This window comes from Nocardioides pymetrozini (assembly GCF_046058985.1).
GTDB lineage: Bacteria > Actinomycetota > Actinomycetes > Propionibacteriales > Nocardioidaceae > Nocardioides.
The window spans coordinates 2,961,536-2,976,230 of the sequence record NZ_CP175556.1 but is presented as its reverse complement, the minus strand read 5'-3'; the positions used below and the strand labels follow the sequence as shown (position 1 = coordinate 2,976,230).

The following is a 14,695-nucleotide window of genomic DNA, read 5'->3' as shown; positions in this document are numbered from 1 at the left end:
GGCTGATTAGGGCGGGGCGGACACCGTCTGGCAGACTTGGCGGCTGAGTTCTGCGCCTTCCGGACCCTCTCAACCGGTGGGTGCAGCGCCCATGGAGTCCGGGCCCCGGTGTTTCCCCACCTGGTCGCTCGCGCCTCACCCACCACGAATTCCAAGGAGACACCACAAACGTGGCCGTCAAGATCCGTCTGAAGCGCCTGGGCAAGGTCCGGGTCCCGCAGTACCGCATCGTCATCGTCGACTCGCGCAAGAAGCGCGACGGCGCCGTGATCGAGGAGATCGGCAAGTACCACCCCAAGGAGGACCCGTCGTACATCGACGTCGTCTCCGAGCGGGCGCAGTACTGGCTGGGCGTCGGCGCGCAGCCGTCCGAGGCCGTCGAGGCGATCCTCAAGGTGACCGGTGACTGGCAGAAGTTCAAGGGCATCGACGGCGCCGAGGGCACCCTGAAGGTCAAGGAGCCCAAGCGCGACAAGCTCGAGATCTTCAACGAGGCCCTCAAGGAGGCCGCCAACGAGCCCAAGGGCGCCGCGGTGACCGCCAAGAAGTCCGAGAAGAAGGCCGACAAGGCCGAGGAGAAGGCCGACAAGTCCGAGGAGAAGGTCGAGGAGGCGCCGGCCGAGGCCGCCGCCGAGGAGACCCCCGCCGAGGCTCCGGCCGACGCGAACGCCGAGGCCTGAGCCGATGCTCGCCGACGCGCTGGAGCACCTCGTCCGCGGAGTGGTCGACCACCCCGACGACGTGGTCGTGCGCGACAAGCAGCTGCGGCGCGGCTCCGTGCTCGAGGTCCGGGTCCACCCCGACGACCTCGGCAAGGTGATCGGACGGAGCGGTCGCACGGCGACCGCCTTCCGGACCGTGATCTCCGCGATCGCCGGCAACAGCAGCACCCGGGTCGACTTCGTCGACACCGACCGCCGCTGAGCGGCAGCGACACCAGCGACACCAGCGACACCGTCCGAACGGGCGTCTCCCCGAGGGGAGGCGCCCGTTCGTCGTTCCCGGCGCCACCCCCTAATCTCTGAGACGTGGAGAGCATCGAGGTCGTGGTCGGGCGCATCGGCAAGCCGCACGGCATCCGGGGCGAGGTGACCGTCGACGTCCGCAGCGACGAGCCGGAGCGTCGCTACGCCGACGGCGCCGTCCTGCTGGTCGAGGCGCCCCGCGGCTCGGCCTTCGCCGCCCGCACCCTCACGGTCGCCGGCACCCGCTGGCACCAGGGCGTGCTGCTGGCGCGCTTCGCGGAGCTGCCCGACCGCACGGCGGCGGAGTCCGCGCGCGGAGTCGTGCTGCGCGCCGTCGTACCCGCCGACGAGTCGCCCGAGGACCCCGACGAGTTCTACGACCACCAGCTGGTCGGGCTGGCGGCCTACGACGTCGACGGCGCCCACCTCGGCGAGGTGGTCGGCCTGCTGCACGGTGCCCAGGACCTGCTGCGGATCCGCACCCTGGACCGCCGGGAGGCGCTGGTGCCGTTCGTGAGCGCGCTCGTGCCCGAGGTCGACATCACCGGCGGCCGGGTCGTCATCGCCGACCGCCCCGGCCTGGTCACCCCGTTCCCCGACGACCAGGACGACCAGGACGATCAGGACGACCAGGACGACGAGGGCGCGGGCGCGTGAGGCTGGACTACGTCTCGATCTTCCCCGACTTCTTCGCGCCCCTCGCGCTCTCGCTGCCCGGGAAGGCCGCGGCGAGCGGGCTGCTGGACGTGCGGGTGCACGACCTGAGGACGTGGACGCACGACCGGCACCGCACCGTCGACGACAGCCCGTACGGCGGCGGCGCCGGGATGGTGATGAGGCCCGAGCCGTGGGGCGAGGCCTTCGACGCACTCCTGCCCGACCGGCCGGCCCCGCCGGGCGAGAGCCGTCCGACCGTCGTCTTCACGACGCCGTCGGGGGAGCGCTTCGACCAGCGTCTCGCCGAGGAGCTCGCCAGCCGCGACCACCTCGTCTTCGCCTGCGGTCGCTACGAGGGCATCGACCAGCGTGTGGTCGACCACGCCCGGGAGCGCGCCGAGGTCCGCGAGATCAGCCTCGGCGACTACGTCCTCAACGGCGGTGAGGTCGCCGCGCTGGCCATCACCGAGGCCGTGGTGCGGCTCTTGCCGGGCTTCATGGGCAATGCCGCGTCCCTGGTGGAGGAGTCGCATGCCGAGAGCGGGCTCCTGGAGTATCCCGTCTACACCAAGCCCCCGCAGTGGCGCGGCCACGAGGTCCCCGCCGTCCTGCGCTCCGGCGACCACGCCAAGATCGCGGCCTGGCGCCACGAGCAGGCCGTCCGCCGGACCGCCGAGCGCCGACCGGACCTGCTCACTCCCTCCGTGCTCGACGACGGCACGCCGATCGTGCGCGCCGCCCCGGGCGACGCGGGGGAGCTGCTCACGCTGCAGCGGGCGTGCTGGGTCCAGGAGGCGCTCGCCAACGACATGCTCGACATCCCCGCACTGCACGAGTCCCTGGACGACGTGCGCACCTGGCTGGGGGAGTGGGACACCTGGGTCGTACGCCGCGCGGGCCGCCTCGTCGGGGCGGTCCGCGGCCGCCGGGAGCCCGGCACGGACGGCGAGGACGGCGACCTGTGGGACATCGGCCGGATCATGGTGGCCCCCGACCTGCAGGGCAGCGGTCTCGGCCGGGCCCTGCTCGAGCACATCCAGGCGGTGGCGCCGGCGGGCGTGACGTCGTACGTCCTGTTCACGGGGGCGGCCAGCGTGCGCAACCAGCAGATGTACAAGAAGGCCGGCTTCCGGCTGCGTCGCGACCTTCCGGCGCCCCCGGGAGCCGTCGTCCTCACCAAGCGCCGCCGCTGATTTCACCACCGCCCCGGCGTGTGGGAAGATCGTGGGTCGGTGTCGCGGACGCTTCTGCCACAGGGGAACCGCCGACCGTGACGCCGCTTTCCGTGACCACCATCAACCGCGGCTGACCTGTGCGCACTCGCGAGGAGAACCATGAGCAACCCGAGCCCCGCCCTGGTGACCGACCTGGGCAACGCCGCCAAGCGCGACGACGTCCCGGACTTCCGCGCCGGCGACACCGTCAAGGTCCACGTCAAGGTCATCGAGGGCAGCCGCTCCCGTGTCCAGATCTTCCAGGGCGTCGTGATCCGCGTCCACGGCTCCGGCATCGGCCGGACCTTCACGGTCCGCAAGGTGTCCTTCGGCGTCGGTGTCGAGCGGACCTTCCCGCTCCACTCGCCGATCTTCGAGCAGATCGAGATCGTGACCCGCGGTGACGTCCGCCGGGCGAAGCTGTACTACCTGCGCAACCTGCGCGGCAAGGCCGCCAAGATCAAGGAGCGTCGCGAGGCCTGAGCCTCCCACGCCCGCCACGAAGGCCCGACCGCTCCGGTCGGGCCTTCGTGCGTCCCGGCTGGGCCGCACTCCTAGACTCCTACCTCGTGACGACCGACGACACCGCCCCGGACTCCGCCGCCGAGGTCCCCGACCCCGCGGCGAGCGATCGGGTGGACTCCCGGTCCGCGCCGCCGAAGCGCAAGCACCTGCCGGTCTGGCAGGAGAGCATCCTGCTGCTCGCCGTGGCGCTGGGACTTGCGGTCGTCATCAAGGCGGTGTTCGTCCAGGCCTTCTACATCCCCTCGGAGTCGATGGAGCCGGGGCTGGTCAAGAACGACCGGATCCTGGTGCAGAAGGTGTCCTACTGGTTCGGCCGTACGCCGCAGCGCGGGGACGTCGTGGTGTTCGAGGACCCGGGCGAGTGGCTGGGACCGGCCGACAGCCAGGGCCCCACCGGCTTCGCCGGCCTGCTCTCCAAGGTGGGTCTCTACCCGACCGGCGGCCACCTGGTGAAGCGCGTCATCGGGACCGAGGGCGACGTGGTCGAGTGCTGCGACGAGCAGGGCCGGATCAAGGTCAACGGCAAGCCGATCGACGAGTCCTCCTATCTCAACGCCGACCCGGGCAAGTGCAACGCCGAGATCAACGACTGGATCAGCGCCCGCGACTCCGCGCTGTCACGGCCGTGCAGCTGGACGATCGGCCCGATCCCGGAGGGCAAGCTGCTCGTGCTGGGCGACAACCGCGCCCACTCGGCGGACTCCCGGGCCCACCTGTGCAGCCCCGAGGAGGACCCCTGCACCGAGAGCCCGTGGGTGGACACCGACCTGGTCGTCGGCAAGGTGTTCACCCTGATCTGGCCCCGCGACCGCTGGCGCTGGGTGAGCCGCCCCGAGACGTTCGAGGGCGTCCCGGACAGCCCGCCGGCCGACCTGCTGGAGAAGGCGAAGAAGGCCGACGCCGTCCCCGGGACGTAGTCGGAGGGAGGCAAGGGGCATGTCCACGCTGCCCAGGGGAGCGACAGTCCGCCGGGACGCGGGCATCTACGGCTACGAGCGCGCACTGCGCCGGCACGGGTTCGAGCCGATCGCGGGCGTCGACGAGGCCGGCCGCGGCGCGTGCGCCGGTCCGCTCGTCGCCGGCGCCGCGATCCTGCCCGCCGGCAAGGCCGGCATCGTCCCCGGCCTCGCCGACTCCAAGCTGCTGACGCCGGCCGCCCGCGAGCGCTGCTACGAGCAGGTCGTGAAGCGCGCCCTGGCGTGGTCGGTCGTCGTCATCCCGCACGACGAGTGCGACCGTCTCGGCATGCACGTCGCCAACGTGGAGGCGCTGCGGCGCGCGGTCGCCAAGCTGTCCCTGCCCGCCTCCTACGTGCTCACCGACGGGTTCCCCGTCGACGGTCTCGGCGTGCCGGGCCTCGCGGTCTGGAAGGGCGACCGGGTCGCGGCCTGCGTCGCCGCGGCGTCGGTGCTCGCGAAGGTGACCCGCGACCGGATCATGACCGACTTCCACGAGCAGTGGCCGGCGTACGACTTCAAGACCCACAAGGGCTACATCACCGCCACGCACAGCGCCGCCCTCGACGAGCACGGCCCTTCCCCGATCCATCGGATGAGGTTCGTCAACGTACGCCGCGCGGCCGGGCTCGAGCCGTTGCCGGTCGATCCCTAGTGGGTGGGGCTAGGGTGGCTGCGTGAGTGCCGAGGAGCTCGAGAAGTACGAGACCGAGCAGGAGCTGAACCTCTACCGGGAGTACCGGGACGTCGTCGGCATCTTCAAGTACGTCGTGGAGACCGACCGTCGGTTCTACCTGTGCAACTCGGTGGACGTGAAGGCCCGCTCCGAGGGCGGGGACGTCTTCTTCGAGGTGACGATCGCCGACGCCTGGGTGTGGGACATGTACCGCCCGGCCCGCTTCGCCAAGAACGTCAAGGTGCTGACGTTCAAGGACGTCAACGTCGAGGAGCTCGCCTCCTCCGACCTGGAGCTGCCGAAGTCCTGACGCGCGGGCCTCACTGGGTGAGGTGCAGGCCGTCCGGCGGTCGCCGCCACTCGCGGTCCAGGCCGTTGGTCACCTTGAGATGGGACTGCTCGCCGTTCATGTACAGCCCGTCGACGACGATCGAGCCGCTGGTGACGCCGTTGCCGGAGTTGCCGTTCGCGTACAGCATCGAGCTGATGGCGTAGACGGTCCCCTCGATGTCGGTCTGGCCGTTGCCCTGCACGTGGATCGGGCTGGTGTTGTTGCGGTCGTAGACGATGGCCAGGTCGTGGAAGCCCGGGGCGCCGGCGGTCAGGGTCAGCTCGTTGCCGTTCTTGGCGTCGAACATGCCGCCCGGCTCGCCGCCCGCCGCGCAGGCGCGGGGCGCGGTGCGGGTGCCGCACACGGCGTACAGGGTCACCTGGCTGCCGCGGAAGACCGTGTTGTTGCCCATCTCCCAGGTGCCGGTGAGGACGTAGAGGCCGGGCGCGAGCACGCAGGTCTCGTTGTTGCCGAAGACGCGCGCGCCGTAGATCCCGGGGCCGTCGGTGCAGGGGTTGGTCTTCGGTGCGCCCGAGAGCGGCGGCAGGGCCAGCGTGCCCAGCGGGTCGCCCATCTTCTGGGAGACCGTCTCGGCCTTCGGCTCGTAGTTGCCGGTGGCGCTGTTCTCGACCGTGATCTGGTGGCCGATGGCCTCGACATGCCCGTTCGGGCCTGTCGACACGCTGCCGTTGAAGTGGACGCTGCTCGCGGTCACGGTGGCGTCACCGTTGCCGAGCGTGTGCGGCCCGTCGCCGAGCACGCACAGCGAGCAGCGGAACACGACACCCGGGTCGAGCGTCGCGGTCGCCGACGCGGCGACGTCGATCTCGGCGACGCCCGCGAGACCGGCGAAGGCCGTCTTCAGGGTGCGCGTGGGAACCCGGACCCGGATCCGGCTCGGCCGCTCCGCCTGGTCGAAGGAGATGCAGGGCGTGGAGGGCACATAGGCCAGGTGGCCGGGGTCCGTGCAGGTCGCCCACGCGGTCGTCGTGACGCCGAAGTTCTCGGTCGCGTACGACGTCGCGGCGGCCACCGCGGCTGCGACGTCCGGCTCCCCGGCGTCGTCGTACAGGACGTTCCCCGCGGCCAGGGCCGAGGCGTCGGCTGCGTTCTGCGCCTGGCCCCGCACGTCGCGGGCCAGGCCGAGGTCGATGACGAAGGACGCCGCGACGAGGAGGATCACGGCGAACATCGACGTCAGCACCGCGACGGCCCCGCGCTCGTCGCGCACGCGCGCCCTCAGCCGCACCATGACCAGCTCTGCCCGTGCGGGGCCGTCTCCACGGCACTCGTCCCGGTCGGCTTCACGGCGTCCTCCTCGATGGACATCCGCAGGCTGGCGCGGACGTAGCCGCCGTTCGGCAGCGGCAGCATGCCGAAGTCGCTGCGCGAGCGCACGAGCACGCACACCCGCAGCACGTTGCCCCGGGTCCAGCCGTCGGGCGCGGAGACGTTCACGTAGACGTCCGCCGGCGCCGCCCCGATCATCTTCTCCGCGGTGCAGGTGATCGTGGGCCAGCCCGCGGGCGTCGTGCAGCCCGTGGACTTCTTGCCGACGACCGCCATGCGCGCGGTCTCTCGGACGCCCTGGTGGGCGTTGAGCGAGTCGTTGAAGTACAGGCCGTACTGCAGGATGCCGAAGACGATCACGAGCAGGAGCGTGCCGACGAGGGCGAACTCCACCGCCGCAGCGCCGCGCTCCGCGTCGTACCCGGAGCCGCGACGCGCGCTCGGTCGCCGCACAGCCATCTCACCCTCCCTGCCCGGGCCACGCGGTCCGGGCATCCCCGCTCCGATTGTCGGCGCTGCACGGGCCGCTTCATAGGGGGACGGGGCGAGAACACCCGCTTCTCGGGACATCCCGCCCGACCGCCCGGGTGGGGGTGGTCGCGGCGCACCATCCGCCTGCCCCGATCGGGTGGCGGGGTGCGGGACATAGTCCCTGTAGTCCGAACGGGCTATGCCCCGAGGTTCGTCCGAGTGGAATGGTGCGGGATCGGTTCCACGGCCCTCCCGGCGCCACTACTGTGACGGCAACGCCGCTCGGGGGCGTCTGGGAGCGATCCGGGGAGGCCGGCCGATGAGCCGTTGGGTGCTGGGGAGAGGCGTGCCGTCGGCACGCCGTGAGCGGGGAGCGGCCGCGGTCGAGTTCGCCCTGATCCTGCCCGTGCTGATGGTGATCGTCGTGGGGATCATCAACTACGGCGACATGCTCAGCGTCCGCCAGTCGGTCAGCCAGGCCGCCGCGGAGGGCGCGCGGGCCGCGGCCGTGTCCGGCGGCGACGCCGCCACGAAGAAGTCCGCCGCCGACAAGGCCGTCGCCGCGGCCCTCGCCGCACAGGGCCAGTCCTGCACGTCCGCCTGCACCACCACCATCGACAAGTGCGTGGGGGACGAGTCCAACGACTGCGCCACCGTGACCGTCGTGATCTCCTACTCCGGCGTGATCCCGGGCTTCGGGCTGGTGCTGCCCGACCGCCTCAAGTACACGGCCGTGGCGAGGGTGAGCTGAGGTGCGGCGCCGCAGACCCGACCAGCGCGGCGCGAGCGCGGTCGTGGTCGCCGTACTGATGGCGGGCGTTCTCGTCGTGTCCGCTGCCTTCGCCGTCGACCTCGGACAGCAGCGGGTGGTCCGACGCGACATGCAGGCCGTCGCCGACCTCGTCGCCCTCGACCTCGCCCGGACCCTGCAGGCGAAGCCCGTGTCCGCCTACTCGTCGGCCGAGCAGGCCCAGATGGACCAGGCGTTCGCCAAGAGCGTGCGGCGCAACACCAGCGCGCTGGGCGGAGCGCTCGACCCGACCAAGCCGGGCGAGGTGGACTGGCAGTTCGTCGTCCGTGACGGCGCGGGGTGGAAGAAGATCGACAAGTGGACCAGCGCCGCCGTTCCCGACGGCGTACGGGTGGTCGCGCACTCGGACACCGCCGCCGCCTTCGGCGGCATCACCGGGACCGCGCGGATGGAGGCCTCGCGGCCCGCCGTCGCGACGATGGAGCCGCAGCTGTGCTTCTCCGTCGGGACCAACCTGGTCGACCTGGACACCTCCTCGAACGTCGTCGTCCAGGCGCTGAAGAAGTTCGTCGGGATCGACCTGGTCACCCTGTCGCTGAGTGCGGTCGGCCCGTCGGGCATCGCGGACCTCAAGTCGGCCACGGTGCCTCTCGTCGGCCTGGCCGCGGCCCTCAACGTGGGCTCGGTGAACGCGCTGCTCACGACGCCGACGCCGATCTCGGTCGGACAGCTGCTGACCGCGATGGTGACCGTCCTCGACGGCCAGCGCAACGAGGACGGGTCGAAGGACCTCGCGGCCGCCAACGTCGCCGTCCTGCTGCGCGAGCTCCTCAAGGTCGACAAGCTCACGACTCCGACGGTGAAGGTCGCGGACATCCTGGCCGTCGCTCCCGGCACGGCCTCCGCGCTCGACGCGTCGATCAGCGTCGCGGACTTCCTCAACGTCTTCGCCTACGTCGCGGGCAAGAACGCGCTCGGAGTCACGGCGCCGATCTCGCTGCCGGGCATCGGCAACGCGGTGGCCGACGTCAAGGTGATCGAGATCCCGAGGCCGGCGTGCGCCCGCCCCAGCGACAACCCCAAGACGGTCGCGACCTCGGCACAGGTCCAGGCCTCGGCCGTGGTGGACCTGGCCGCCACGACCCTCGTGACGGACCTGCTGACGGGTCTGAACAACCTGCTCACCTCGCTGCTCGGCGGCCTCCTGTCGACCCGCGAGGAGCGGATCAAGCCGGGCTCCATGGCCGCCAGCCTCGTCGTGAAGGCGAACTCCGCGCAGCCGACGGCGTCGCTGAAGGTCCCCGGTGGGATCCGGTGCACCGACGCGGCGAACCAGAGCGCGACGCTCGACGTCACGACCAGCCTCGCGAACGTGACGGTCGACCTGCGGCTGCAGTACCAGGTCGAGCGGCGGACGCGGGCGACCATCCTCAGCCCGTGGAGTGCGTGGACCACGATCACGACCGTCAACTCCAACCTGCTCACGCTCGGGGCCAACCTCGGCGACTCCGGCAGCGTCCCGGTCGAGCTGGTCTTCCCCCCGCCGCCGGACAAGACGCTCCCGTCCGCGACCAAGTCGACCGCGCTCAGCCTGTCCCTCGCGGTGACGGCGGGGCAGGAGACGGCCATCGGCGGCATCGTCGGCTCGCTGCTGAACCCCGTGATGAGCCATCTGGTCAACCCGCTGGTGCCCCTGCTGAACAGCGGGCTGCTGCCGGCCGTGCGGACGCTGCTCGGCGCGCTCGGCGTCGAGCTGGGGCGGACCACCGTGATGGCGACCGGCCGGCCCGTCTGCCTGCCGCGCCTCGTGGGCTGAGACCCCACCGGCCCCACGGGTCACCCGGCGCGGCCTCCGTCGTCCCCAGCCGGGGCCGGGAGCACGCCCGTCCCCAGGGCGTCGTACGGAGGGGCGGCCGGGACCGCGAGCGCGGCGACCATCGGGGACATGACGACGACAGGACAGGCCCGCCGGGCGATCGGCGCGTACGGCGAGGACGTGGCGGCCCGCCACCTGAGCGGGCTCGGGATGAGCATCCTCGAGCGCAACTGGAGGTGCTCGGAGGGGGAGGTCGACATCCTGCTGCGTGACGGCGGGACCCTGGTGGTGTGCGAGGTGAAGACGCGCACCTCGCTGGACGTCGGGACGCCCCACGAGGCGATCACCGACGCCAAGCTCGACCGGCTGCGCCGGCTCGGGGAGCGGTGGGCACTGGAGCGGGGGATCAGCCCCGACGGCATCCGTGTCGACCTGGTGGCGGTCCTGCGGCCACGTCGCGGGCCGGCCGTCGTCGACCACGTGCGAGGGCTGTGCTGATGCCGTTCGCGACCGCCGCCTGTGTCGCCTTGGACGGTGCCGTGGGCCATCTCATCGACGTGCAGGCCGACGTGTCGGCCGGCCAGCCCACGGTCGTGGTCGTCGGGCGCGCTGACGCGCTCCTCCGGGAGGGCGTCGACCGGGTGCGGATGGCCGTCGTCAACAGCGACCTCCGCTGGCCGGCGTCCAAGCGCTGCACGGTCCTGTTCTCGCCCGCCGACCTGCGCAAGTCGGGCACCCACTTCGACCTCGCCATGGCGGTCAGCCTGCTGGCCGCCGACGGCCAGCTGGAGCACCCCTGGCTGCAGGGCACGGCGTTCGTCGGCGAGCTCACCCTGGCCGGCGGGCTGCGACCGGCGCTGGGCGTGCTGCCGATGGCGCTGGCGGCGGCGGCCGCCGGCATCCGCCGGATCTACGTTCCCGAGCCGCAGGCCGGTGAGGCGGCGATGGTGCCCGGACTCGAGGTCGTCGGCGTCCGCTCGCTCGGCCAGGCCGTGGCCGCGCTCAGCGGGGAGCCCCCGCCGGCGGCGCCACCCGTGGCCGCGGCCTCGGGACTGCGGCTGGTCACCTGGCGCGGCGAGGAGCGCCTCGACGACCTCGACCTCGCGGACCTGCGCGGCATGGAGGAGGAGAAGTACGCCGTCGAGGTGGCCGCGGCCGGTGGCCACCCGGTGCAGCTCTCGGGGCCCAAGGGGTGCGGCAAGACGAGCCTGGCCGAGCGGATCCCGACGATCCTCCCCGACCTCACGGCCGAGGAGTCGCTCGAGCTGACCGCACTCCACTCCCTGGCGGGAGTGCTCGACCCCGGGGCGGGCATGGTGGTGCGCCCGCCCTTCGCGGCGCCCCACCACGACGCGAGCAAGGCGAGCGTGATCGGGGGCGGGTCGGGACGCGTGCATCCGGGCGAGCTGAGCCGGGCCCACGGGGGTGTCCTCTTCATGGACGAGTTCCCCCTGTTCCGCTCCGACGTGATCGAGGCGCTGCGCCAGCCGCTCGAGAACGGCGACATCACCATCGCGCGGCGCGAGGAGTCGGTCACGCTGCCGGCCGGCGCGATCCTGGTGCTGGCGAGCAACCCGTGCCCCTGCGGCAACTGGACGCACAGCGCCCGCGCCAACCGCTGCACCTGCGCCGAGACCGTCCGGCGCGCCTACCGAGCGCGGATGTCCGGCCCGATCGTCGACCGGATCGACATCGTGCGCCACGTCCGGCCGCCCTCGCCGGCCAGCCACGACCCGTTCCGGGCTCCCGACACGTCTGCCGTGGTCCGACTCCGTGTGGCCGCCGCTCGCCAACGGCAGCGCGAGCGGTTCGACGGCAGACCCTGGCGGCTCAACGCCCACATCCCGAGTCCGCGCCTCAAGGACACCTGGCCGCTGCCCCCGGCGGCGCAGCGGCTCATCGACGCCGAGATGCTCACCGGACGGCTGAGCGCACGAGGCGCCGTCCGGGTGCACCGGCTGGCGTGGACGGTCGCCGACCTGCGCGCGGTGCGGACCGGACGCGAGGTCGAGCCGGACGTGGCCGAGGTGCACACGGCCCTGCGGCTGCGCTCCGGGCAGGACCTGGACCTGGCGATGTTCCGCGTGGACCCCGGCGCGGAGGGCGTCGCGTGACGTCGGACGCCGAACGGCTCGCTCGCGCCACCCTCAGCCTGGTCGCGGAGCCCGGCGACCTGCGCTGCCTCGGCCTGACCCGGGAGCTGGGCGGCCTGCGCTTCCTCGAGTTCCTCCGCGAGCAGCCGGACCTGCGTCCGGAGCTCACGGCGGCGTCCGGCCGGCTCGCGGCCGTCCGACCCGAGCGGGTCCTCGAGGCGGCCGCTCGGCGAGGGATCCGGTTCGTCGTCCCGGGTGACGAGGAGTGGCCCGCCTCTCTCGACGACCTCGCCGGTGCCGGGGCGCTGCACGCGCGCGGAGAGGTCCCGGTCGGCCTGTGGGTGCGGGGCCCGCTCCGTCTCGACCAGCTCGGCAGCCCGGTCGCCGTGGTGGGCTCGCGTTCGTCGACGGCGTACGGCGACCATATCGCCTCCGCCATGGCGGCCGTCCTGGGCGCGGCCGGCAGCACCGTGGTCTCGGGTGCCGCGCACGGCGTCGACTACGCCGCGCACCGCGGGGCCGTGAGTGCCGACGCTCCCACCGTCGCCGTGCTCGCCTGCGGCGTGGACCGGGCCTATCCCGCGGCCCACCAGCAGATGCTCGACCACCTGGCCGAGCACCACGCCGTCGTCTCCGAGGCCCCGCCCGGTGCTGCTCCCTTCCGGATCCGGTTCCTCGCGCGCAACCGGATCATCGCGGCGCTGACCCGGGGCACGGTGGTGGTGGAGGCCGCCGTGCGCAGCGGCGCCCTGAACACCGCCTCGTGGGCCGACCGGCTGCACCGCACGGTGATGGGCGTTCCCGGTCCGGTGTCCAGCGCCGCCTCCGCGGGCGTGCACGAGCTGATCCGCGTCGGCGGCGCCGCCCTGGTCACCAGCGGCGAGGACGTGCTCGAGCTCCTCGGCGCCGCCGGCGAGCACCTGGTCGACGTGCCGCGCGCGCCCAGCCGCCCTCGCGACCGCCTGAGCGTGCGTGCCCGCCAGGTCCTCGACGCGGTCCCGGTGTCCGCGCCGGCTCCGACCGCCTCGGTGGCCGTGGTGGCCGGGCTCGGCGCCGACGAGGTGGAGCGCCTCCTCGATGCCCTGGCCGTCGACGGACACGTCGAGCGCCTGCCGTCCGGGTGGCGGCTCGGGGAGATGGCGCGCTCTACGATCGACCCATGACCGCCGAGGGCCCGGACGCGCTGCCCGAGCCGCTCGCACGCACGCTCGGCGACTACGAGCGCCACCTCGTCGCCGAGCGCGATCTCGCGCCGCACACCGTGCGCGCCTACCTCGGCGACATCGGCGGCCTGCTCGAGCACGCGGGCCGGCTCGGGCTGGCGGAGGTGGGCGAGCTGGACCTGCGGGCCCTGCGCAGCTGGCTCGCCAAGCAGCAGACGCTGGGCCTGTCCCGTACGACGCTCGCGCGGCGCGCCACGGCGGCCCGGGTGTTCACCGCATGGCTGGCCCGGACCGGGCGCATCACCCACGACGTCGGCTCCGCCCTCGGGTCGCCGCGCCCCCACCGCACGCTGCCGGACGTGCTCCGGGTCGACGAGGCCACCCGGCTGATCGGGGCGGCGACCGAGCGGGCCGGCGACGGCAGCCCGCTCGGACTGCGTGACGTCGCCCTGCTGGAGCTGCTCTACGCGACCGGCATGCGGGTCGGGGAGCTGTGCGGTCTCGACGTCGACGACGTCGACCGCGCCCGCAACGTGGTCCGGGTCTTCGGCAAGGGCCGCAAGGAGCGGACCGTGCCCTTCGGCCAGCCCGCGGCCGCCGCCCTCGACCACTGGCTGGCCGCGGGGCGCCCGGAGCTCGCGCGCCCCGGTTCGGGCCCCGCGTTGTTCCTGGGAGCCCGCGGGGGCCGGATCGACCAACGCGCCGTCCGCACGCTGGTCCACCGCCGGCTGGCGGAGGTCCCCGGCGCGCCGGACCTGGGACCGCACGGCCTGCGGCACAGCGCGGCCACCCACCTGCTCGAGGGCGGAGCGGATCTCCGCTCGGTCCAGGAGCTGCTCGGCCACGCCTCGCTGGCCACCACGCAGCGCTACACCCACGTCACCACCGACCGGCTGCGCCGGGCCTACCAGCAGGCACACCCCAGGGCCTGACCTGCGGCGTCGGCAGGTCGCGCCACAGCGGGAGCAGGCGCACCGGTCCTGCGCCGACGAGCCGCAGCGGGTCGAGATAGACCTGTCCGGCGAGCCAGCCCCAGTGCAGACAGGCCTGCGGGAAGCAGTGGGAGCCCGCCAGCTCCAGCGAGCCGACCGCGTCGCCCGCGGCCAGCACGGTGCCGACGGCCACCGACGCGGCGACCGGCTCGTAGGTCGTGCGGGTCGTCCCGTGGCCGACGACCACCACGCCGCGCCCCGCGATCCGGCCGGCGAACACGACCCGGCCCGACAGCGCCGTGCGCACCGCCTGGCTGGGGCGGGCGGCGAGGTCCACGCCGCGGTGGCCGGTGCCGTAGGCGGAGTCCGGAGGGTCGAAGGGATGCACCACCGCGGGTCGGGGCGTGAGCGGCCAGACCCCGACCGGATCGGTCCCGGCCCCGGCGCGGGCAGGGGTGGACGGCGCCGCCAGGGTGAGAAGGCCGGCGAGCAGCGCGAGCAGGAGGGCCGCGAGCCGCCCTGCGGACGGTGTGCGACCGGAGGCGAGGTGCGTGACGGTCGAGGCCGTGGGACGGAGCGGGGATCGGGTCATGGGACGAGCGTGCGCGGAGTGCCGCCGAGGACCGAACCGGCAGGGTGCCTGCTGTGGACGAGGCGTGTCCGGACCGCGCCTGGGGAGAGTCCACGTCACGAATTGGTACCTCGAGCGCCTCACGCCGTACGCTGGGAGGCACCGGTCCGCCCTGGACCGGAATTCGCTCGTCCGCAGACCACGACGGCGCCCGCTCTCGCACGAGGCGGCGCCGATCGCCCGTGGGCGTCGATCCCTCAGTCCGCCAGACCCCCGGGTCCGAC

Annotated in this window: 16 protein-coding genes and 1 pseudogene; 14 read left to right on the top strand and 3 right to left on the bottom strand. The window is 73.2% G+C overall.

The window, feature by feature from the left end; all coding sequences use genetic code 11:
- Positions 1-170 precede the first annotated feature (170 nt).
- From rpsP to ACJ5H2_RS14580, 8 genes and pseudogenes are all read left to right on the top strand, one after another.
- A complete protein-coding gene (gene rpsP / locus ACJ5H2_RS14615) occupies positions 171-680 on the top strand; it encodes a 30S ribosomal protein S16 (RefSeq protein WP_408896140.1) in 510 nt (169 codons plus the stop codon).
- A 4-nt stretch (positions 681-684) separates the two neighbouring features.
- Positions 685-1,018: pseudogene (locus tag ACJ5H2_RS14610) on the top strand (RNA-binding protein).
- Between the two features lie 10 nt (positions 1,019-1,028).
- Positions 1,029-1,622, top strand: coding sequence for a ribosome maturation factor RimM (gene rimM / locus ACJ5H2_RS14605; protein ID WP_408896139.1), 594 nt, complete (start codon positions 1,029-1,031; stop codon positions 1,620-1,622).
- Positions 1,619-2,815: a tRNA (guanosine(37)-N1)-methyltransferase TrmD gene (gene trmD / locus ACJ5H2_RS14600; RefSeq protein ID WP_408896138.1), complete on the top strand. Its 1,197-nt coding sequence runs from the start codon at positions 1,619-1,621 to the stop codon at positions 2,813-2,815. Before rimM ends, trmD begins: the two co-directional genes overlap by 4 nt.
- Before the next feature lie 141 nt (positions 2,816-2,956).
- A complete protein-coding gene (gene rplS, locus ACJ5H2_RS14595) occupies positions 2,957-3,319 on the top strand; it encodes a 50S ribosomal protein L19 (RefSeq protein WP_408896137.1) in 363 nt (120 codons plus the stop codon).
- A gap of 86 nt (positions 3,320-3,405) precedes the next feature.
- Positions 3,406-4,278, top strand: coding sequence for a signal peptidase I (gene lepB / locus ACJ5H2_RS14590; protein WP_408896136.1), 873 nt, complete (start codon positions 3,406-3,408; stop codon positions 4,276-4,278).
- 19 nt (positions 4,279-4,297) lie between these two features.
- Positions 4,298-4,972: a ribonuclease HII gene (locus tag ACJ5H2_RS14585; RefSeq protein ID WP_408896135.1), complete on the top strand. Its 675-nt coding sequence runs from the start codon at positions 4,298-4,300 to the stop codon at positions 4,970-4,972.
- Between the two features lie 22 nt (positions 4,973-4,994).
- Positions 4,995-5,303, top strand: a complete 309-nt coding sequence (locus ACJ5H2_RS14580; protein ID WP_408896134.1) for a DUF2469 domain-containing protein — start codon at positions 4,995-4,997, stop codon at positions 5,301-5,303.
- Between the two features lie 10 nt (positions 5,304-5,313).
- Here the strand turns inward: ACJ5H2_RS14580 and ACJ5H2_RS14575 are convergent, their stop codons facing one another.
- Complete coding sequence (locus ACJ5H2_RS14575; RefSeq protein WP_408896133.1) at positions 5,314-6,576, bottom strand: pilus assembly protein TadG-related protein; 1,263 nt, start codon at positions 6,574-6,576, stop codon at positions 5,314-5,316.
- Positions 6,564-7,073, bottom strand: a complete 510-nt coding sequence (locus ACJ5H2_RS14570) for a TadE/TadG family type IV pilus assembly protein (RefSeq protein ID WP_408896132.1) — start codon at positions 7,071-7,073, stop codon at positions 6,564-6,566. Before ACJ5H2_RS14570 ends, ACJ5H2_RS14575 begins: the two co-directional genes overlap by 13 nt.
- A gap of 331 nt (positions 7,074-7,404) precedes the next feature.
- Between ACJ5H2_RS14570 and ACJ5H2_RS14565 the strand changes: the two genes are divergently transcribed.
- The 6 genes from ACJ5H2_RS14565 (at position 7,405) to ACJ5H2_RS14540 (ending at position 13,840) form a co-directional block, all read left to right on the top strand.
- Complete coding sequence (locus tag ACJ5H2_RS14565) at positions 7,405-7,836, top strand: TadE/TadG family type IV pilus assembly protein (protein ID WP_408896131.1); 432 nt, start codon at positions 7,405-7,407, stop codon at positions 7,834-7,836.
- A 1-nt stretch (position 7,837) separates the two neighbouring features.
- A complete protein-coding gene (locus tag ACJ5H2_RS14560) occupies positions 7,838-9,652 on the top strand; it encodes a hypothetical protein (RefSeq protein ID WP_408896130.1) in 1,815 nt (604 codons plus the stop codon).
- 129 nt (positions 9,653-9,781) lie between these two features.
- Positions 9,782-10,150 carry a YraN family protein gene (locus tag ACJ5H2_RS14555; protein WP_408896129.1) on the top strand — a complete coding sequence of 123 codons (369 nt, stop codon included), beginning with the start codon at positions 9,782-9,784 and terminating at the stop codon, positions 10,148-10,150.
- A complete protein-coding gene (locus ACJ5H2_RS14550) occupies positions 10,150-11,766 on the top strand; it encodes a YifB family Mg chelatase-like AAA ATPase (RefSeq protein WP_408896128.1) in 1,617 nt (538 codons plus the stop codon). The genes ACJ5H2_RS14555 and ACJ5H2_RS14550 overlap by 1 nt, the downstream gene beginning before the upstream one ends.
- Entirely contained in the window at positions 11,763-12,908 is a 1,146-nt protein-coding gene (gene dprA, locus ACJ5H2_RS14545; protein WP_408896127.1) for a DNA-processing protein DprA, read from the top strand. Before ACJ5H2_RS14550 ends, dprA begins: the two co-directional genes overlap by 4 nt.
- On the top strand, positions 12,905-13,840 hold the full coding sequence (locus tag ACJ5H2_RS14540) for a tyrosine recombinase XerC (RefSeq protein WP_408896126.1): 936 nt from the start codon (positions 12,905-12,907) through the stop codon (positions 13,838-13,840). Before dprA ends, ACJ5H2_RS14540 begins: the two co-directional genes overlap by 4 nt.
- Here ACJ5H2_RS14540 and ACJ5H2_RS14535 read toward each other — a convergent pair.
- Positions 13,788-14,432, bottom strand: a complete 645-nt coding sequence (locus tag ACJ5H2_RS14535; protein WP_408896125.1) for a peptidoglycan DD-metalloendopeptidase family protein — start codon at positions 14,430-14,432, stop codon at positions 13,788-13,790. The genes ACJ5H2_RS14540 and ACJ5H2_RS14535 overlap by 53 nt on opposite strands.
- Positions 14,433-14,695 lie beyond the last annotated feature (263 nt).